The 17,036-nt window shown below is 68.9% G+C and carries 19 protein-coding genes and 1 pseudogene; 9 read left to right on the forward strand and 11 right to left on the reverse strand.

Going from position 1 to position 17,036, the window contains the following annotated elements; all coding sequences use genetic code 11:
* The first annotated feature begins 23 nt into the window (after nucleotides 1-23).
* A complete protein-coding gene (locus ACFU8W_RS46095; RefSeq protein ID WP_384051446.1) occupies nucleotides 24-1,157 on the forward strand; it encodes an alpha/beta hydrolase in 1,134 nt (377 codons plus the stop codon).
* Here ACFU8W_RS46095 and ACFU8W_RS46100 read toward each other — a convergent pair.
* Nucleotides 1,154-1,339 carry a hypothetical protein gene (locus ACFU8W_RS46100; RefSeq protein WP_384051449.1) on the reverse strand — a complete coding sequence of 62 codons (186 nt, stop codon included), beginning with the start codon at nucleotides 1,337-1,339 and terminating at the stop codon, nucleotides 1,154-1,156. The two genes, ACFU8W_RS46095 and ACFU8W_RS46100, sit on opposite strands and share 4 nt — an antisense overlap.
* Nucleotides 1,340-1,409: 70 nt before the next feature.
* On the opposite strand from ACFU8W_RS46100, the pseudogene ACFU8W_RS46105 reads away from it, so the two are divergent.
* The 3 genes and pseudogenes from ACFU8W_RS46105 to ACFU8W_RS46115 all read left to right on the forward strand — a co-directional run.
* A pseudogene (locus ACFU8W_RS46105) lies at nucleotides 1,410-1,768 on the forward strand (transposase); the annotation flags it as partial.
* 372 nt (nucleotides 1,769-2,140) lie between these two features.
* A complete protein-coding gene (locus tag ACFU8W_RS46110) occupies nucleotides 2,141-2,536 on the forward strand; it encodes a VOC family protein (protein WP_384051452.1) in 396 nt (131 codons plus the stop codon).
* Nucleotides 2,537-2,721: 185 nt separating this feature from the next.
* Entirely contained in the window at nucleotides 2,722-3,261 is a 540-nt protein-coding gene (locus ACFU8W_RS46115) for a cupin domain-containing protein (protein ID WP_384051501.1), read from the forward strand.
* 32 nt (nucleotides 3,262-3,293) lie between these two features.
* Here the strand turns inward: ACFU8W_RS46115 and ACFU8W_RS46120 are convergent, their stop codons facing one another.
* Entirely contained in the window at nucleotides 3,294-4,370 is a 1,077-nt protein-coding gene (locus tag ACFU8W_RS46120) for an NAD(P)/FAD-dependent oxidoreductase (protein WP_384051455.1), read from the reverse strand.
* A gap of 336 nt (nucleotides 4,371-4,706) precedes the next feature.
* On the opposite strand from ACFU8W_RS46120, the gene ACFU8W_RS46125 reads away from it, so the two are divergent.
* Nucleotides 4,707-5,735, forward strand: a complete 1,029-nt coding sequence (locus ACFU8W_RS46125) for a hypothetical protein (protein ID WP_384051458.1) — start codon at nucleotides 4,707-4,709, stop codon at nucleotides 5,733-5,735.
* 190 nt (nucleotides 5,736-5,925) lie between these two features.
* On the opposite strand, the gene ACFU8W_RS46130 is transcribed toward ACFU8W_RS46125, so the two are convergent.
* From ACFU8W_RS46130 to ACFU8W_RS46160, 7 genes are all read right to left on the reverse strand, one after another.
* Nucleotides 5,926-6,306 (reverse strand): hypothetical protein, encoded by a 381-nt coding sequence (locus ACFU8W_RS46130; protein ID WP_384051461.1) that lies wholly within the window; start codon nucleotides 6,304-6,306, stop codon nucleotides 5,926-5,928.
* Between the two features lie 168 nt (nucleotides 6,307-6,474).
* Nucleotides 6,475-7,068: an ALF repeat-containing protein gene (locus ACFU8W_RS46135; RefSeq protein WP_384051464.1), complete on the reverse strand. Its 594-nt coding sequence runs from the start codon at nucleotides 7,066-7,068 to the stop codon at nucleotides 6,475-6,477.
* Between the two features lie 556 nt (nucleotides 7,069-7,624).
* On the reverse strand, nucleotides 7,625-8,344 hold the full coding sequence (locus ACFU8W_RS46140; RefSeq protein ID WP_384051467.1) for an SGNH/GDSL hydrolase family protein: 720 nt from the start codon (nucleotides 8,342-8,344) through the stop codon (nucleotides 7,625-7,627).
* Nucleotides 8,341-8,808, reverse strand: a complete 468-nt coding sequence (locus ACFU8W_RS46145) for a cupin domain-containing protein (RefSeq protein ID WP_384051470.1) — start codon at nucleotides 8,806-8,808, stop codon at nucleotides 8,341-8,343. Before ACFU8W_RS46145 ends, ACFU8W_RS46140 begins: the two co-directional genes overlap by 4 nt.
* 83 nt (nucleotides 8,809-8,891) lie before the next feature.
* Entirely contained in the window at nucleotides 8,892-9,728 is an 837-nt protein-coding gene (locus ACFU8W_RS46150) for a helix-turn-helix domain-containing protein (RefSeq protein ID WP_384051472.1), read from the reverse strand.
* A 136-nt stretch (nucleotides 9,729-9,864) separates the two neighbouring features.
* Nucleotides 9,865-10,059 (reverse strand): hypothetical protein, encoded by a 195-nt coding sequence (locus ACFU8W_RS46155; protein WP_384051475.1) that lies wholly within the window; start codon nucleotides 10,057-10,059, stop codon nucleotides 9,865-9,867.
* A gap of 132 nt (nucleotides 10,060-10,191) precedes the next feature.
* On the reverse strand, nucleotides 10,192-11,391 hold the full coding sequence (locus ACFU8W_RS46160) for a Gfo/Idh/MocA family protein (protein WP_384051478.1): 1,200 nt from the start codon (nucleotides 11,389-11,391) through the stop codon (nucleotides 10,192-10,194).
* A 229-nt stretch (nucleotides 11,392-11,620) separates the two neighbouring features.
* Here ACFU8W_RS46160 and ACFU8W_RS46165 point away from each other — a divergent pair, with 229 nt between their 5' ends.
* Nucleotides 11,621-12,391, forward strand: a complete 771-nt coding sequence (locus ACFU8W_RS46165; RefSeq protein WP_384051481.1) for a helix-turn-helix domain-containing protein — start codon at nucleotides 11,621-11,623, stop codon at nucleotides 12,389-12,391.
* Between the two features lie 21 nt (nucleotides 12,392-12,412).
* On the opposite strand, the gene ACFU8W_RS46170 is transcribed toward ACFU8W_RS46165, so the two are convergent.
* Complete coding sequence (locus ACFU8W_RS46170; RefSeq protein WP_345519996.1) at nucleotides 12,413-12,982, reverse strand: XRE family transcriptional regulator; 570 nt, start codon at nucleotides 12,980-12,982, stop codon at nucleotides 12,413-12,415.
* Nucleotides 12,983-13,117: 135 nt separating this feature from the next.
* Between ACFU8W_RS46170 and ACFU8W_RS46175 the strand changes: the two genes are divergently transcribed.
* On the forward strand, nucleotides 13,118-13,324 hold the full coding sequence (locus tag ACFU8W_RS46175; RefSeq protein ID WP_384051486.1) for a hypothetical protein: 207 nt from the start codon (nucleotides 13,118-13,120) through the stop codon (nucleotides 13,322-13,324).
* Nucleotides 13,325-13,354: 30 nt separating this feature from the next.
* On the forward strand, nucleotides 13,355-13,987 hold the full coding sequence (locus ACFU8W_RS46180; protein ID WP_384051489.1) for an SAM-dependent methyltransferase: 633 nt from the start codon (nucleotides 13,355-13,357) through the stop codon (nucleotides 13,985-13,987).
* A gap of 155 nt (nucleotides 13,988-14,142) precedes the next feature.
* On the opposite strand, the gene ACFU8W_RS46185 is transcribed toward ACFU8W_RS46180, so the two are convergent.
* Nucleotides 14,143-14,481, reverse strand: a complete 339-nt coding sequence (locus ACFU8W_RS46185) for a WhiB family transcriptional regulator (protein ID WP_384051492.1) — start codon at nucleotides 14,479-14,481, stop codon at nucleotides 14,143-14,145.
* Nucleotides 14,482-15,002: 521 nt separating this feature from the next.
* Between ACFU8W_RS46185 and ACFU8W_RS46190 the strand changes: the two genes are divergently transcribed.
* Nucleotides 15,003-17,036, forward strand: a 2,034-nt coding sequence (locus tag ACFU8W_RS46190; protein ID WP_384051504.1) for an AAA family ATPase, incomplete at its 3' end; no start/stop codon positions are given.

Genomic DNA, 17,036 nt, shown 5'->3' on the forward strand with positions numbered 1-17,036 from the left:
AGTCTCGAACGGGAGTGGTTCTGGTGGCTGTGGGTTATCTGGTGACCGTGGTGCTGGCCGCGCTGATCGCGGTGTTCTGTCTGGTTCTCATCCGCGGGCCGAAGCCGCTCTTCTACTTCAGTTACCGGCTCGGTCTGGTCTTCAACGAGATGCCGTTCCTCGTCATCTACGCGCTGGTGGCATCGACGGCGCTGGCCTTCGCGGAGGGTGACATCGCTACGGTCGCCGACCGCGTGGTCGTCGGGCTGGCCGTGGCCTCGGCTGCCGGGCTCATGATAGTTGCCCGGCGCGGAATGCGGACGGCGTCCGTGGTCAGCCTCGCCCTGGACGAGGAGCTCGGCGCCGGTACGGGTACGCGCCGCCGGCCCCCGCTGGCGCGCATTCTGCTCAGGCCCGTCTTCCGCCGCCGCAGTGACGTGAGGCGGGTGGGGAACCTCAGTTACGGAGACGCAGGCCGTCGCAACCTCCTCGACGTCTACCACCACCGCTCGCGCCCCGAGGGCGGCCCGGTACTGATCCACTTCCATGGCGGCCACTACGACCAAGGCCGGAAGAACACCCAGTCGCTGCCCCTGCTCTACCGGCTCGCGAGCCAGGGCTGGGTCTGCATCAGCGCCAACTACCGTCTACGGCCCGCCTTTTCACATCCCGACCATCTGATCGACGCGAAGAAGGTCATCGCCTGGGCACGCGAACACGCCAAGGATTACGGCGCGGACCCCGCGGAGGCCGTGTTCGTGTCGGGGAGTTCCGCGGGCGGGCACATGGCGGCGCTCGCCGCCCTCACCCCCAACGAGCCTTCCTATCAGCCCGGGTTCGAGGAGGCGGACACCTCTGTGACCGCCGCCATCGCACTCAACGGCTATCTCGGGGCGTACTTCGACGGGGATCCGGCGACCTCGCCGGTGAACCTCGTCCGGGCAGATGCACCACCGTTCCTCATCGCGCACGGCGACCTGGACGAGCTGGTGGAGACCGAGAACCCCAAGGCCCTCGTCACCGCCCTGCGCTCTGTCTCCACCTCGCCGGTCGTGTACGTCGAACTCCCGGGCGGGCACCACGCCTTCGACCTCTTCCACTCCTTCCGTTTCGAGGCGCTCATCGACGGCATCGAGGAGTTCGCCTCGTGGGTGCGGGTGGGGAAGAGGGCGACCTAGAAGACCGATGGGCGATCACGGGGTCCCGCCGCACAGTCGATGGCCCACCAGTCCCAGTGGCCAACCGGACTCCATTCCTCGGTGAAGTTGGCGTTGTAGGGCGCCATGGCGGCAGCTATCGCCTGTGGAACCTTCCGAGGCGCGGTCGGCGGCAGGCACACAGTGGCGAAGAATTTGGTCATGCCCCGGAGCGTAAGCCCCGGAATTTGTCCGCCCATGTGACTGCCACCTCGTCGGATCGTTGTCTCGGCCATGGGGCGGGATGAGCTGACACATGCGAAGTGGGAGCGGCTGCGGCCGTTCCTGCCGGTGGGTAATGGTCGATGCGGTAGGTGGCGGGATCATCGGCAGGTGATCGACGGGATCTTGCACCGGGTGCGGACCGGGATCAACCGGCGTGAGCGCCGGAACGGTTCGGGCCGTGGAAGACGGTCCATGAGCGGCACCGGCTGTGGTCGGCCGACGGAACCCGGGAGCGGCTGCTCCAGAAAGTCCAAGCCGAAGCGGATGCCGTCGGTGAGATCGACTGGGACATCGGGGTGGATTCCACGGTGGTGCGCGCTCATCGGCACGCGGCGGGAGCCCGTACCAGCCCGCCACCCGCGCCCCGCACGTCAAAGGGGAAAGCCGGCTGCCGCTGAAGGACACCGAGCCGAGGGTGAAGCTGCTGGTGGACCGGCTCGCCATGGTCTGACACACCATCCCGGCGGGCACGCAGCCGGAGCCCTCGGGCCCCGCCGCTGCCTGCCTGCGGCATCGCTTCCGGCCACTCACGCCCACACGGCACAGCCGCAGACCGCCAGGCCCCGTACCCCGCACGGGCACCCGCCCCGCAAGCTGCGATGCTCACTGATCACGACCCGATACGCGCCCCAGGCAGCTTCCTCCGGATCAAGCCCGACTGATGTCCCTGGTCAAAAGGACCCCGGATCCGTCGGACGGACGGCCTACTCTGAGCCCCGTCCGTACTATCTGGGAGAAGCATGACAAGCAGGTTCACCGAGTTGACCGTTGACTGCCATGATCCGGAGAGGCTCGCGGCCTTCTGGTGCGAGGTCCTGGACTTCAAGGTGATCGACCGGAGCGAGGACAAGGTCGAGATCGGCTCCTGGGTGCCGACCGTCGAGGATGTCCGAGCCCGCCAAATGCCGCCCACCCTGGTGTTCATCCGAGTACCCGAGGGCAAGACCGTCAAGAACCGACTTCACCTCGACGTCAGTCCGATCGATGGCAGCACCCAGGACGAGGTGACCAGATTGCTCGACCTCGGCGCCACCAAGACGGACGTGGGCCAGGGCCCGGACCGGAACTGGGTGGTCATGGCCGACCCCGAGGGCAACGAGTTCGACGTCCTGCGCACCCTGGCACCGCAGGGCTAGGCCGCTGCCTTCAGATCATCAGATCGTTCGTTGATGTGCGTCGTTGACTGATGCCCAGTGGGCCCGCATCGAGCCGTTGCTGCCGGATCGGACGCCGAAGCGGGGTGAGCGGTAGCGTGATCACCGGCAGGTGATCGACGCGATCGCGTTCAAGTACCGCACCGGGACGCCGTGAATGGACCTGCCTGAGCACTTCGGCTCGTGGAAGGGCGCCCACAACCGGCTTCGGATGCGGGCGACCGACGGCACCTGGGAGAGGGAGCACGCTGTCGCGCCCGGAGGGCGGTGAACGCAAGCCAACGCTCGAACCGGTACTTCCGCCGGCCCGTGCGTACGGCGTTCCGCTGGACGACCTGGTGGGAGCCCCGCAGGCCGGGGATCCCCGCGTCCACCAGCGTCCGGTCCACCGCCCGGGCATGACGTGCATGCCGCTGACCCGTCGGGCCAGCGGCATGCAGGCCCACAAGCTGGTCATCCCGCCACGGCCGTACGAGACCGAGCCGGAGACGAGGACGCACGAGGGCTACGAGTGGGTCTACGTCCTCGAAGGCCGGCTGCGTCTGGCCCTCGGCGACCGGGACCTCGTCCTCGACCCCGGCGAGGTGGCCGAGTTCGACACCCACGTGCCGCACCGGATGGGGTCGGCCGATGCCCGGCCGGTCGAACTGCTGGTGCTGTTCGGCGGCCAGGGCGAACACGCCCGCCTTCGGGCCCACTCGGCCTGACGACGCGTCGAGGGGCATCGCACGCACATGCGTCAGCCCTGCCGGGGTTCACCGGCAGGCAGCAGACCGTCGAGGCCGTGGCGACGATCGCCCATCGCCCGCTCGCAGAGGGCCGCCTCCGCCTTTGGTGTGAAGGCACCCACAGGATTCCCAGCTCGGCGGCGGGCGAGCGCGGCGTCGGTGTCGGCGGCCACCAGGTCGGCGTTGATGGCTGCTGCGGCCCGCACCCCCGCGGCGGCTGCCGCCGGTACCCCGTCCAACACGTCCGCCACATTGCCCGCGACCCACACCCCGGGCACGGCGGTAAGCCCGGCGGCATCCGCCCCGACCTGGTCCCCGATGGCCATCGGATGCTCCGCCGCCGTCAGACCGAGCCCCGCGAGCACATCGTCCCGGGCCTCCAGCCGAGGAGCCACGACCAGCACGGCGAGCGGAACCCGCGGTCCCGATGCCAGCCGTACGCCCGCCAGGCGGTCGTCCTCGATCTCCAGCCCGACGACCTCCCCGTCCACCACGACGATCCCACGGGCCGCCAGCTTCTCCCACTCCTCCTCACCCAGGTCACCGCCGGTGTGCCGGAACAGGGTGACCCGATCGGACAGCTGACGGAAGAGCAACGCCTGATGGACGGCAGCCGGGCCTGTGGCCAGCACCCCGACCGACTGGTCCCGTACCTCCCACCCGTGGCAGTACGGGCAGTGCAGCACGTCCCGCCCCCACCGCTCGCGCAGCCCGTCGAGGTCAGGAAGCCGGTCGACGAGCCCGGTACTCACCAGCAGCCGCCGCGCCCGAAAGCAGCGCCCGCCCGCCGTTGCCACCACGAATCCGTCGCTGTCCCGGCCGACGGACACCGCCCGGTCGGCGATCACCCGCCCGCCGTACGCGGCAACCTCCTCCCGCCCTGCCCGTAGCAGTTCGCCGGGGGCGATGCCGTCCCGGGACAACAGGCCGTGCACGCCGGAGGCGGGGCCATTGCGGGGCTCGCCGGAATCGACGACCACCACAGACCGCCGGGACCGGGCGAGCGTCACCGCGCCGGACAGGCCGGCGACTCCGCCACCGACGACCACCACATCTACGTCGCTGGAATTGTTCGCGATCTCAGTCATACCGGCACCCTCGCCCGTCACCTCACCGCAAACAAGAATTCATGCTGTTTCAGCAATAACCAACCCCAGCGTCGTCAGCGCTCAGCCGGCGCGCTCAGGTCCCACAACCTGAGGGTCGCCAGGAGGGCGAGCTGCTCCTGCCCCTCTACCAGTTCCCTCGGCGTCAGGGACGTGGCTCTGTCCACAAGAGCGGGCAGCAGTTGCGTACCGGCTTGGGAGGCAGCCAACACCCGCGTGCGAAGCGAAATGTTCACGGGTTCCGACAGCACTGACGTGGAGCGGTTGCCTTCGGGGGCGCTGCATCATGGCGGTCGGCCGCTGTTTAAGGTCACTTGCATGTCGAGGACCACACCGCCGCGCCCGCTCGATGTCGAGGCGCTGTTCCCGGAGCTGTCGGCCTACCGGGGCACCACCACCCGGCTCCACCCGCGCCCGGGCCGACCGGACGTGGCGGCCAGTTCCGTGGGCGGTCCGCTGCTGTGGCCGACGAACGAACCCTGGCCGATGTGCACCGAGCCCCACAGCCACGCGCGTGGCCGACGCCCGGCGGACATCCGCCGGGAGCGACAGATCCTGGCCTCCGCATGGCTCCGCGAAGCGAACCCCGGCCCCACAGAAGGGGAACGGCAACTGCTGGAGCAACTGGGCCAGAAACACCGCGTACAAGAGGCTGCTACGACCGATCCACTGCCACTGATCGGCCTTGCGCAGCTCTGCAGGAGGGACATCCCCGACCTGCCGGCCGGGCCGGACGACTGCGATCTGCTCCAGGTGTTCTGGTGCCCCTTCGACGCGCACGGCCCGACCGGCTACAGCATGCTGCTCGACCTGCGCTGGCGCCGATCGTGGGAGGTCACCGAGGTGCAGACTTCACCGCCGCAGCCGCAGGTTGTCGGCTTCGAGGGATACGTGCCCGAACCGTGCGTGCTGTACCCGGAGCAAGTGGCCACCTACCCGTTCGCCGGCCTTCTCCCGGAGGACTTGTGCGTCCGCATCGACGCCTGGGAAGAAGCGCTGGAGGAGGAGGCCGAGGAGTTGGCGGACGACGACGCAGCGGTGGTCGGCTACCAGTACGACCTGTCCATCCCACCGGGCTGGCGCGTCGGCGGTTTCGCCTCCTGGCACACCACCGACCCGTCCCCCATGAACTGCCGGACCTGCTCGACACCGATGCACCTGCTGTTGACCATCGACAGCTCGGAATGGGACGGCGGCAGCGGCAGCTGGAAGCCACTGGAAGAGCAGGACCTTCCCACGCACCGGTCCGCTACACCGACCGAGGTCACCGTGGGCCGCTGGGGCGAACTCAACATCTTCGCCTGCCCTGAGGAGCCCGACCACCCGCACCGCTGGAGCATCCAGTAGGCCGCTCGGTCATGACCACTGCACGTGCTGGAGGGAGTCCGCTCGTGAACATCGAACGTGGCACAGTCCGAGTGCCTCCCTAACCACTGAGCAGCTGCTGGCCAAACCCGTTGACAAAGCCAGCCCCTCAACGTGACAGCGACGTTCTTGCTGCAGCGTTCCAAGGCGGTGCTTCAACTGCGCTGCGGGTTCACAAAATGGCGGCCATGGACAGCGTGACGACGAAGCAGGTGAGAAGGAAGAGCGAAACCTGCTTGCCTGTCGCCCGTTCCGGGGTTTTCCCTGATCGCATCAGAGCGAGCTGACGCCTGATGTATTTGGTGAAGATGGCCATCGTCACGATCAGGCCCAGCATGGTGCCCGTGTAGAGCATCAGCGGGGTCTGGCCCCCGTCCCCTCGTGCAGCCGAGAACAGGCCGACAGCAAGGGCGCCGGCCAGGGCAGGCGCTGTCACAAGGCCCAGCTTCTGTCGTCTCGTGCTGGCCCAGGACTGCATGACCAGACCGAACACGAGACCGGACACAACGGCGGCTATCCACCAATCGGCAGTGGAAAATGTAGATGTCAGCACGAAGGGTCCTCTTCTTGTTCGGTTGGGCACCCTTGGCTGGTTGGGACGAGCTGTCGGCTCGCCCCAACCAGCCGCCTCTGCAGGCTTCTTACCAGGTGACCCAGCCGACCTGTTGTGGTCGGCGCGGGGGTTGGCCTTTCCGGTGCGGTTCTAGCTTGGGCTGCGGATCTAGCTGTCCACCTTGTACTGCCCGACCTCCAGGAAGTACCGCAGCTCCTCCGGCGTTCCGTCGATGGCCTCCTCGGCAGCCGCGCGGAGGGCGTCGCTGATAGTCGGGTCGGCCAGGATGCGGGCGATGGCGAAGCGGTCGTCCTCGGCCTGGGCGAGGCGGTAGCCGGTCTCCAGGAAGCCGCGCAGGGCCTCCGGGCTGCCGTCGTCGAGGGCCTTGTTGGCCTCCCGGATGACCGCCTTGTCGCCGTTCTTGTTCGCCAGGTACAGGATGCGGAAGATGGCGACGCGGTCGTCCTCGGCCTGGGCGAGGCGGTAGCCGGTCTCCAGGAAATTCCGCATGTCCTCCACGGTGCCGTCGAGGGCCTTGTTGGCCTCTCGGACGACCGCCTTGCCGCTGTCCTTGTTCGCCAGGATGCGCAGGATAGCGATACGGAGGTCCTCCTCCGACATGTCATCCACCGGAGTCTCGGACGTGGCCGTCGCGGTCGTCGACGTGGCCGTCGAGCCGGTGGCGAACGCCGGGGTGGTGAAGAGGAGGGCCGGCGTCAGGGCGGCGGCCGCGACAAGCAGGGCAGCGCGGGACGGTTTCATGGGTATGTGCCTCCGTGGTCGAGCTGTCGGTGCGAAGATCCTCGCCGTTGTGGGCCACCGATGTCATTGCCGGGAGTGGGCAGTCTTCGTCGACTGTCGTTGCCGTCCAAGTCCCCGGTCGGTCGCGGGCCGGGCCGGTCGGCTGCCAACGCAACCCTCGCTTGCCAAGCCGATCCCGAACATGCGCATCGTGGAGCCTCTGGTAGGTCATCGAGTGCTTGAGATCGGTTGCTGTCACTTCTTGTGAACATCGAACACAGCGCGGTTCGGCTGCCTCCCGAAGCGTTGAACAACCGCTGTCGCAACTCGGGTTCGGCCGTGGTACTGGCGGACTCTCGTAATCAACTGTCGCCAGTTCCCCGTGGAACCCAACCTGCCGGTGACCGTGTGTGATCCCCAACGGCGTATCGGCTCCAGGTCCCGCCGGTCTCGTTGGGCCGGCGGGTGATGGTTTTGTCGTGGTAGCCGAGAGCGTTCGAAATGGTCCGGTCGTCGTTGCCTGCCCCGGCAGGGGTGGGAACCGAATACGCAGGAAAGGGGCCGCCGCCGGAACCGGCTACGCGCTCCGGGTCGGGAGCCAGGTGTCGATGACCTCGGCGACAAGGGCGGCGCCGCGGCTGTTCTGATGGATGTGGTCGGTCGTGAGCACGAGACCCCGGCGCCGCGAGATCGTGTCGAGGCTGCGGCGCAGCAAGGCGCGCCGGACGAGGATGCTGACGCTCGCCGCGGGCGTCGGGTCCCGGTAGGGGATCGGCGGCGGGTCCGCCTGGCGTAGTTCCTCGGTCTGGCGTTCGTGGAGCGGGAGATAGGTCGCCTTGTTGGTGGTGGCGACCTCGGCGATCATGCGGCTGTACGCCTGTGATGCCCGCGCCGCGGCTCCGTCGAGTTGTTGGCCGAGGACCGGGAGGGACAGCAGAGCGATCGTCGCGTCGGTCTGCGTTCGCAGCCGTTCGACGACGGCTCCCAGGCACTGCTGGAACCAGCCGGCCGACGGGCGCTCGGGGAGTTGTTTGCGCTTCATGGCCCGCTCGACGGGGTAGCCGGCGAGGCTCGCTCGGGCGTCGTTGGTCCCGATCAGCACGGTGATCACGTCGGGTGGGTCCGCGACGACGGCATCGAGGCGCCGTGAGAGGTTGTAGGCGAAGTCGCCGTTGACGCCGAAGCGGGCGAGCCGTACGTCGCCGGGAGGGCGGCGGCGTTCGAGAAGGTCCAGGTAGTCGACGCTGAGTTGCGCGCGGGTGAGGCTGTCGCCGAGGCACGCGACACGGGTCGTCACGGTGTTCGCGGGCCGGACGTGCCGGCGTGCTCGATCGGGCGGGCTTCGGTCCGGGGACGGTGGTCGGTGCCGAGGCCAGCGGTGATGGTCAGGATGGACGCCGGTCCCGCCAGGTCGACCGCGTGCCATGTCCCGGCCGGGTTGACGGTGGCCTCGCCCGGCCCGAGCACAACCCGGTCGGGCACTCCGTCCACATCGCGGGTGACCGTCACCGACCCGCTGAGGCAGACGACCAGTTCGTCGCCGGCGGGGTGGCGCTCCCAATGGTCGCCGAGGCCGTCGCCGTCGAAGATCGTCACCATCCGGCCCTCGGCGCCGTCCGCCGCGACCGCGGCGCTGTAGGCATGAAGCACCTCCGGGTCCCAGGCGAAGCCCTCGACGGGTTTCGCTCTCGACCCCAGCCCGAGGTGCACGGGGGTGGTCCGCAGGTCGATGGCGTTGGGTTCGTGATTGACGAGTCTCATGCCGACGATCGTCACAGGACAGCAAGAGGGCGGTCTTGAAGGAAAGGGAACGGAAGCCGACGCGATGGGCGGCCGGTCGGCGGCTACCCAGTCCCGAGCAGGACTTCGCCGCGACGCCATGCTGTCGGCGATCGGCCCGTGAACTCGCTCCAGTCCCGGACGAGATGGGCCTGGTCGGCGTAGCCGGAGACGGTCGCCACATCGGCCCACGGAAGCGGGTCGTGCGTGGTGGCCAGTTCGTGCGCGTGCTCGAAGCGCAAAACCCGGGCGAAGGTCTTCGGCGACAGGCCCACCTCACCGCGAAACCGCTCGGTGAGGTACCGGCGGCTCCAGCCCAGTTCTGCGGCGACCTCCCCAACCTGGACGCGGCCCCGCGCGGCCAAGAGGCGGCGCCATGCCTCGGCCACCTCGGGGCGCACCCGGGACACGGGGTCGCCGCCGGCGCTGCGGCCGACGGCTCGCAGGAGCAACTCGTCCAGCGCGGCGAACCGCGCGGCCCATGTCGTCGCCGCGCGGAGCCGGTCGACCAGCTCGACGCCGAGCGCTCCGAGAAGCTCGTCGAGTGGGACCAGTCGGTGGGCGAGTTCAGCGGCGGGCATGCCGTAGACGGCCCGGGCCCCGAGCGGTGTCAGCGACACCTGCACGCCTTCCTGGCGTCCGTCGTGGTGGATCGCGACGGACCGGCGCATCAGACCGCCGGCCACGCTGCCGAATCGGGTGACCGGTGACCCGTCGTCGACGCCCGCCGCTACCTCCAAAGGGCCGGACAGGCTGATCACCGCAGTGAGCACGCGGCCCGGCGGACCGCAGTGCACCCCTGCCGGGAACCCACGAAGATCGAAACCGACATACGAGCCGACGTACCGCCGCAAGGCGGGCGCCGGACGTGCATAGATCCTGGTGGCCGTATGGTCTTCCACCCTCGCAGTGTACGAACCGGCGGTCGGACCAACGGAACAGTCATTGACGCTAAGCACTTGATCTTGGTTGCGTAGCAGGTCGGATGCCCGGTCGGGGGCCTTGCGTGGAAGCCCGGCAACGGGCTGTCGTTCGGGGCTAGGGTCGCCGGGCATGTAGTCGTACGAGAGGGACCGCGCGATGCCCGAGCGGATCTGGCCCCAGATCCAGGTGCTGCTGGATCTGGGGGATGCGGACCGCGAAGGATCCGGAGACCGAGCCGTGCACGGCGAACACCAGGGCGACAGCCCGCCTGGCCCTGCGTACGGTCTGCTGGTCGTACATCTGGTTCATCCTTTTCAGTATGTCGGCAGGTCCCGTACGCCGACTGCGGGTAGCTCCGTCCTGCCCAGGAAGGAAGGGACAAGGTGGCAGGTCCCGCTGTCGTGCGGGGTCCGGCAGCGGCGCTCCCGGACCCCCTGGGTCTCACGCCGTCGGCGCGTCGCCGAAGTCCGGGATCGCCAGCCGGACGCCGCCCTGTCGCGCGGACTCGTGCGCGATGATGCCCGGCAGGGTGTAGCGGGCCGCGACCCAGGCGTTGACCGACGGCAGGGTCCGGGAGTTGACGGCGGTCACGAAGTCGTCCACCAGGAAGTGGTGGCTGCCCTCGTGGCCGTTGTGCAGCTCGTCGAACTCGCGCGGCAGCCGGGAGCGGTCGTGCACGGGTGCGGAGCCCGAGGTGAACGCGGCCCGCAGGTCCGGCGCGATGTGCTGGAGCGAGGGGTCGTCGGGGGACATGGTGGGCTTGGGCTCCAGCAGCTCGCTGATGTCCTCGATCCCGTTCTTGTCCTGCCAGTGCGCGACGGTGGCGAGCTGCTCCATGCTCGCCTCGGTGCCGAAGAAGCGGAAGCGTGATTCGCGGATGTGCGAGGGGTAGCCCACCCGCCGGAACTCGTTGGTGCGGAACGAGCCGCCGCCCGCCACCTCGAACAGCGCCGTCGCGTTCGACACGTCGTTGTCGAACTGGCTCACCGACCGGTCGAAGACGCCGTCGCCCCGGTCGTCGGTCACGCCGATCGCGGACACGCTCACTGCGTGCGTCTGCCAGGCGCCGAGGACGCCGCCCACCGCGTGCGTCGGGTAGAGCAGCGGCGGGTAGCTGGCGGTGGCCTTCCAGTTGTCGCCGCCGCTGTACTGGTAGGCCTCGTAGAAGCCGAGGTCCATGTCGTGGACGTAGTCGCCCTCGGCGTAGAAGATCCGGCCGAACGCGCCCTTGGCGATCTGGTTGCGGGCGTGCACGGTCGCCGGGTTGTACTGGCTGGTCTCGCCCATCATGTACGTCAGACCGGTCGCCTTGACCGCGTCGATGATCGCCGCGATCTCCTCCGTGCTGATCGCCATGGGGACGGCGGAGTAGACGTGCTTGCCGGCGTTCAGGCCCTGCACGACCAGCGGACCGTGGGCCCAGCGCTGGGTGAAGATCGCGACCGCATCGACGGTCTCGGACTCCAACATCGCCTCGTACGACGGGAAGGTCCCGGTGAGGCCTTCGGCGGCGGCCAGTTGCTCGGCCCGCTCGGGGAGCAGATCGGTGACGTACACGTCCCGCACTCCAGGGTGGGCCAGGAACAGCTTGGCGAACTGGCCGGAGAACTGGCCGGCGCCGACAATGCCGAGAGAGAACACAGAGAACTCCTCATCGTGGAATAAGAACAACGATCTGGTCCCGCCCCGCAGGCTTGCGGCCGGTGCCGTGGCAGGCATCAGCCCTGGGCAGCCTTGTGGACCTCTACGACGATAGGGACCTACGATCTGCCAAGTCTTCATTGATGAGAGCGAGAACTTCTTGGATTCTCAGATCCTGCCTCACGCCGTACCGCCGAGCCTCACGGGATGGACAGGCCGACCGGAGCTCATGGGCGCCGCGCATCAGCACGACGACCTGGAGATCAACCTGGTGGCCGAGGGCGGCACGATGCTCTACCTGTTCGGCGGCGTGCCCGTCGAGGTCGGCCCGGGAAGCGTGGCTGCCTTCTGGGCTGCGGTGCCGCACCAGCTCGTGGCGAACTCGGCGACCCGCGTCCACTGGGTCTACGTGCCCTTCGCGACGTTCCTGGGCTGGGGGCTGCCCGACTCCCTGGTCAGTCGCCTCCTGTCCGGCATGCCCCTGGTCTCCGCGCCCTCGGCCGCCGTGCAGACCGATCCCGCGAACTTCGCCCAGTGGGCCGCCGACTTCACCAGCGACCAGCCCGAACGCCACCGGATCGCGATGCTCGAAGTCGAAGCCAGGCTCCGCCGACTCGCCCTGGCGACCCTGGGAGAACCGGTGCGCCGGTACACCGGAGGTGACCCGGCGCTGCGTCGGGTCTTCGCCATGGTGCGGTACATCGCCGAACACTTCCGCGAATCCCTCACCGTCGCCGACATCGCCGGCGCCGCGCAGCTGCACCCGAACTACGCGATGACCCAGTTCCGCAAGGTTGTGCGCACGACGGTGAGCGACTACCTGATGCAGTGCCGCCTTGCCGAGGCTCGCCGACTGCTGGTCACCACCGATCTGCCGGTCAATGACGTGGCGTCAGCAGCCGGCTTCGGTTCGGTCAGCCGGTTCTACACGGCGTTCACCTCCGCCTGCGGCACACCCCCGGCCGCCTTCCGACGTGAGCACCGGGGCCCCGCACGGTGACGGCTGAGACAGAACGGCGTGTCAGGTGCGGGCCTTGAGGTGGGCCCGTTCCCCCTGGTGCCCGAACAGGACGAGGAGTTCCACGGTCTGCTCGCCGTCGGGGCCGAGCCAGTGCGGCACGTGGGTGTCGAACTCGGCGGCTTCGCCCGGCTTGAGGATCACGGTCTTCTCGCCCAGGAGCAGGCGCAGCCGGCCGGCGAGGACGTAGACCCACTCGAAGCCCTCGTGGGTCTTCAACTCCGGTTCTGTGCCGGGTCGGGCCGGAATCAGCAGTTTGTGGGCCTGGATGCCGCCGGGGCGGCTGAGCGGCACATACGTCATGCCGCCCCGGGTGACGGGCTTGAGATGGATGCGGGGATCACCCGTGCGTGGTGCGCCGACGAGTTCGTCCAAGGGCACGGCGTAGACCTCGGCCAGTGGCAGCAGCATCTCCAGGGTCGGCTTACGCATTCCGCCTTCGAGGCGGGAAAGCGTGCTCTCGTTGATCCCCGTTTCCTCGGCGAGCCTGGCCAGCGTCATGCCGCGACGGCGTCGCAGCTCCCGCAGTCGCGGCCCGACCGCCCTCAGCCTGTCCTGCTTCGCGCTGCCCATACCCACCATCATGCTGAAACGGCATGAAGCTTTGCAACTTCAGCAGCAGGGATCGCATGGTCCTCACATCGGGGCCCGCACCATCGAGCCGCCCCTGGCAGTGACCTTTCCCTATCTCTTGTCGAGGACTTGCCCATGCTGACTGCTGACACCGACAACCCGGACACGGGTACGCCCGCCCTGGATCCGCAGCGCCGGCAGCCCCGGGAAGTGCTGCTGGACGGATACGTGCACGGTTACCGCATCGCGTTCATCGCCGGCGCCGTCCTGTTCACCCTCACCCTGGCCGCACTCCGGCTGCTGATCCGTTCGCGGCGAACCGCCGCAGCACAGACCGCCTGACCACTGCCACGGGCAGAAAGAGAGACACCGATGAACATAACCACCGACTCCGCCGACTTCTGGGAAACGCACTACACGGGCCTCGACGCGCAGTGGGGCACGGCACCCAACCAGGTACTGGCCGACCTTGTCACGGCCCTGGCCGCCACACCGGCAAAGGCCCTGGACCTGGGCTGCGGACACGGCGGCGACGCCCTCTGGCTCGCCTCACACGGCTGGAACGTCACCGCGGTCGACGTCTCGGCCACCGCCCTGTCCCGGGTCACCGCCGGTGCCGAGGCGTTGGGACTGACCGACCGCGTCCGCACCAGCCGCCACGACCTCGCCCGGACCTTCCCCGACGGCTCCTTCGACCTGGTCAGCGCCTGCTACTTCCACACACCCATCGAGATCCCCCGCCAACAGGTCCTGCGCCAGGCTGCCCAGGCCGTCGCCCCCGGCGGCCTGCTGATCGTCGTCGAGCACGCCTCCGTAGCCCCCTGGTCCTGGCAGGCCGGCCAAGGCATCCGCTTTCCAGCCCCCGACGAGGTACTGGCTTCCTTGGAACTCGGCACCGACTGGCGTACCGAGCGGTGCCACGCACCCCGGCGCATCGCCACCGGCCCCCAAGGGCAGCAGTCGACCGTCACGGAGAACGTCATCGCAGTCCGACGGGCTCTCTGACCCGCCGTGTCCGGTCACACGCTTCATGAGCGGTGAGCATCAATCGCAGTGCCTGCTGCGCCGCCGGCTGACGCCCGCGTGTCGCGCCGGGGCCGGTTGTCCTCGAAGTCCGCCGTCAGGTCGTCCTCCGGGTTACGCCACCGGTTCGCCCCCCATCACCCAGATCTCCCGGCGCCGTACCGCGTCCCGCAAAGCGGCGATTCCGCCTCCCGGACCGGCTCCGGTTCCAACTCCGGCTCCCGGTGCGTCGTCCCGGCCCGGAAGACCTCCGCCCAGGACGCGACGCCCGGACGGCGGCGCAGAAGCGATCTGCGCTCCCGCTCGGTCATCGCGCCCCACACGCCGTGTTCTTCCCGGTGGTCCAGGGCGTAGGCCAGGCAGTCGAGCTGGACCGGGCACTTGAAGCACACGGTCTTGGCCTCGTTCTGGGCGGCGCCTTCGGCGAACATCCGTTCCGGCTGTGTCCGGCACAGCCCTCGGTCGACCCAGTCCATGTCGCCTCTCTCCCGGCGGTGCGCCCATCGGGCTCCGCCCGCCGCGTCCGCACACACCTGCCCATCAGATACGTGACCTTAACTCACACGTGTGATTTCAAGTTCCCGGCCGGTCCGCGCGGTCGGTCGGTCCACGGGGCCATCGGCCGAGTTGCGGCGTCGTTGACGGAACCCGTGAAACCCAGAGAACGCTGAGCAACAAGAACTTTTTCGGCCATGCCAGGTGACTAAAAAACTCAGGGAATCTAATCTTCTGTTCGGATGTGGTGTGAGTGGCGGGTGCGGCCGCTGCTCCGCACTCCGCATGTGACGAGTCGGCCACCGGCTCAGCCGTGGCACGCGCAGCGGCTCGCCGGACGCATTCGGGGAGCCGGTTCTGTCGTGGTGAGCCGGGGGACGGGGGACTCAACGGTGCGGCAGAGCGACGACGTACCCTCGCCGTGAGCCTGACGGTCCGCGTGCAGGAGTGCGACAACCACCAGGCCAGGCGCTGGTTCAGCGGTGAAGGGAGTGGGGGGACGATGGAATCGATCGGCAGGACCATGGTCGGCCGCGAACGCGAGCGGGAGGTGCTGTCCGACTTCGTGACGGCCTCGGGGGGTCGGGCTCTCGTGCTGCGGGGTGACACGGGTGTGGGCAAGAGCGCTCTGCTGGAACACGTGGCCGACCTCGCGGCGGCCGAGAAGCACAGGGTGATCCGGGCGGCCGGGGTCGAGGCCGAGTCGGAGTTGCCCTTCGCGGGTCTGCACCAGTTCCTGTATCCGCTGCTGTCCCACATCGACCGGCTGGACGATGTCCACCGCAGGGTCTTCGACGTCATCTTCGGCAGGACCGAGGGCACGCCCCCCTCGGTCATGACCCTCGGTATCGCCGTCCTCGACCTGCTCTCGCTCGCGGCCTCGCAGAACCCCCTTCTGATGGTGCTCGACGACGGCCAGTGGCTGGACGCCTCCAGCACGCAGGTGTGCGGGTTCGTGGGCCGCCGGCTCACCGGAAGTTCGGTGAAGCTGGTCGTCGTGCTGCGCTCCGACCTGCCCTCGGGCTTCGACACCGCCGCGCTCCCTGAACTGCCGGTGACAACGCTGTCGGAGAGCGCCTCCGAGCAACTGCTGGACATGCACCACCCAGGGCTCGACCAGCGGATCCGCCGTCTCGTCCTGGACGAGGCGCACGGAAATCCGCTGGCCCTGCTGGAACTGCCGCCGTATGTGCGCGGCAACCGGGCCGCACGCACCGCCGAGGAACTGTTCGGGTACACCGGCATCCCGCTCCCCCTGCGTCTGCAGCAGGTGTACGGCGCTCGTATCGAGGCCCTCGACGACGCCGTCCGCGCGGAGCTGCTGCGCGGCGCCCTCGACGGTGTCGGTGCAGGTACGGCGGCCGACCGCCCGGGCAGCACGCATTACCGCATGAAGGATGCCGACGAGGCCGCGGACTGCGGCCTGCTGGACATCGACCCGCTCACCGGCAACTTCGTCTTCCGGCATCCCCTGGTGCGGTCGACCGCTGTCCAGACGGCGACCCCCAACGAGCGGCGCGCGGCGCACGCCGTACTCGCTCAGGTGCACCATGACGATCTGGAACGGCGGGCCACGCACCTGGCGGCCTCGGTGGTCGACCCCGACGAGGAGGTCGCCGCGATGCTGGAGGCAGCCGCGAACTCCGCCGTCCCGCGGGGAGGCGCGATGGCCGCCGTGGCCTGGCTGACCCGGGCCGCGGAGCTGAGCGAGAGCCGCGAGGAACGGTCCAGGAGGCTGGGCAGCGCGGCGTACATCGCCGGGCACTCGGGCCAACTGGACCAGGCCCAGCGGCTGGTCCGCGCGGGCACCGGGGCCGGCAGCAACGACTCCCCGGCATCGGTGGTCGCGTCGGCCTACGTCGCGCTCTTCGAGGACGGAGACGTGCGGTCCTCGCAGCGCCAGGTCTTCGCGGCGATCGAGAGCATGCTCGACAGTGGGGTGCGGGAACCGGACGAGTTGCTCACCCGCCTGGTCGACCTGCTGCTGGCGATCAATCAGTACGCGAGTGACAAGACCGCGTGGGAGCGGTCTCATGAGCTTCTGGACCCTCTGGGCGACCTGGTGTCCACGTATTCACGCATCTACCAGGATGCCTGGGGCGACGTGGTGCGTCGCGGCGCCGGTGTGCACGAGCGGGTGGAACGCGCCTTCGCCGGAGTCCATGAGATGGAGCCGTGGGACGCCACCAGGCTGGGGGTCGCCGCCTACCACGTGGACACGCTCAGCCAGTACCGGCCGGCTCTCCAGCGCACCGTGGACCGCGAGGTGGAGACGGGGGCACTGGCCGACGCCATGACCATGCTGCATCTGATCATGCTGGACCAGATCGCGGCAGGTGAGTGGGACGAGGCCGAGCGGACCGGACAGCGTTGCCTGGAACTGACGACGACGCACCGGCACGCGCTGTTCGTCCATCACACCCAGGCGTATCTGGGTCTGCTGGCCGCTCTGCGGGGCGAGGCGGACCGGGCACGGGAACTGCAGGCCATGGTCGACACCTGGGCCCGCCCCCGCGGCGTCGGCTTCCTCACCCAG

The sequence above is a fragment of the Streptomyces sp. NPDC057565 genome, from assembly GCF_042801455.1.
Taxonomy (GTDB): Bacteria; Actinomycetota; Actinomycetes; order Streptomycetales; family Streptomycetaceae; genus Streptomyces; species Streptomyces yanii.

Bases quoted from the DNA above. Each gene is read 5' to 3' on its own strand.
- ACFU8W_RS46175 (WP_384051486.1), top strand. From the start codon at position 13,118: ATGCTGACTGCTGACACCGACAACCCGGACACGGGTACGCCCGCCCTG.
- ACFU8W_RS46185 (WP_384051492.1), bottom strand. From the start codon at position 14,481: ATGGACTGGGTCGACCGAGGGCTGTGCCGGACACAGCCGGAACGGATG.
- ACFU8W_RS46145 (WP_384051470.1), bottom strand. From the start codon at position 8,808: ATGAGACTCGTCAATCACGAACCCAACGCCATCGACCTGCGGACCACC.
- ACFU8W_RS46180 (WP_384051489.1), top strand. From the start codon at position 13,355: ATGAACATAACCACCGACTCCGCCGACTTCTGGGAAACGCACTACACG.
- ACFU8W_RS46165 (WP_384051481.1), top strand. From the start codon at position 11,621: ATGGGCGCCGCGCATCAGCACGACGACCTGGAGATCAACCTGGTGGCC.
- ACFU8W_RS46170 (WP_345519996.1), bottom strand. From the start codon at position 12,982: ATGGGCAGCGCGAAGCAGGACAGGCTGAGGGCGGTCGGGCCGCGACTG.
- ACFU8W_RS46110 (WP_384051452.1), top strand. From the start codon at position 2,141: ATGACAAGCAGGTTCACCGAGTTGACCGTTGACTGCCATGATCCGGAG.
- ACFU8W_RS46155 (WP_384051475.1), bottom strand. From the start codon at position 10,059: ATGAACCAGATGTACGACCAGCAGACCGTACGCAGGGCCAGGCGGGCT.
- ACFU8W_RS46100 (WP_384051449.1), bottom strand. From the start codon at position 1,339: ATGACCAAATTCTTCGCCACTGTGTGCCTGCCGCCGACCGCGCCTCGG.
- ACFU8W_RS46135 (WP_384051464.1), bottom strand. From the start codon at position 7,068: ATGAAACCGTCCCGCGCTGCCCTGCTTGTCGCGGCCGCCGCCCTGACG.
- ACFU8W_RS46125 (WP_384051458.1), top strand. From the start codon at position 4,707: ATGTCGAGGACCACACCGCCGCGCCCGCTCGATGTCGAGGCGCTGTTC.
- ACFU8W_RS46120 (WP_384051455.1), bottom strand. From the start codon at position 4,370: ATGACTGAGATCGCGAACAATTCCAGCGACGTAGATGTGGTGGTCGTC.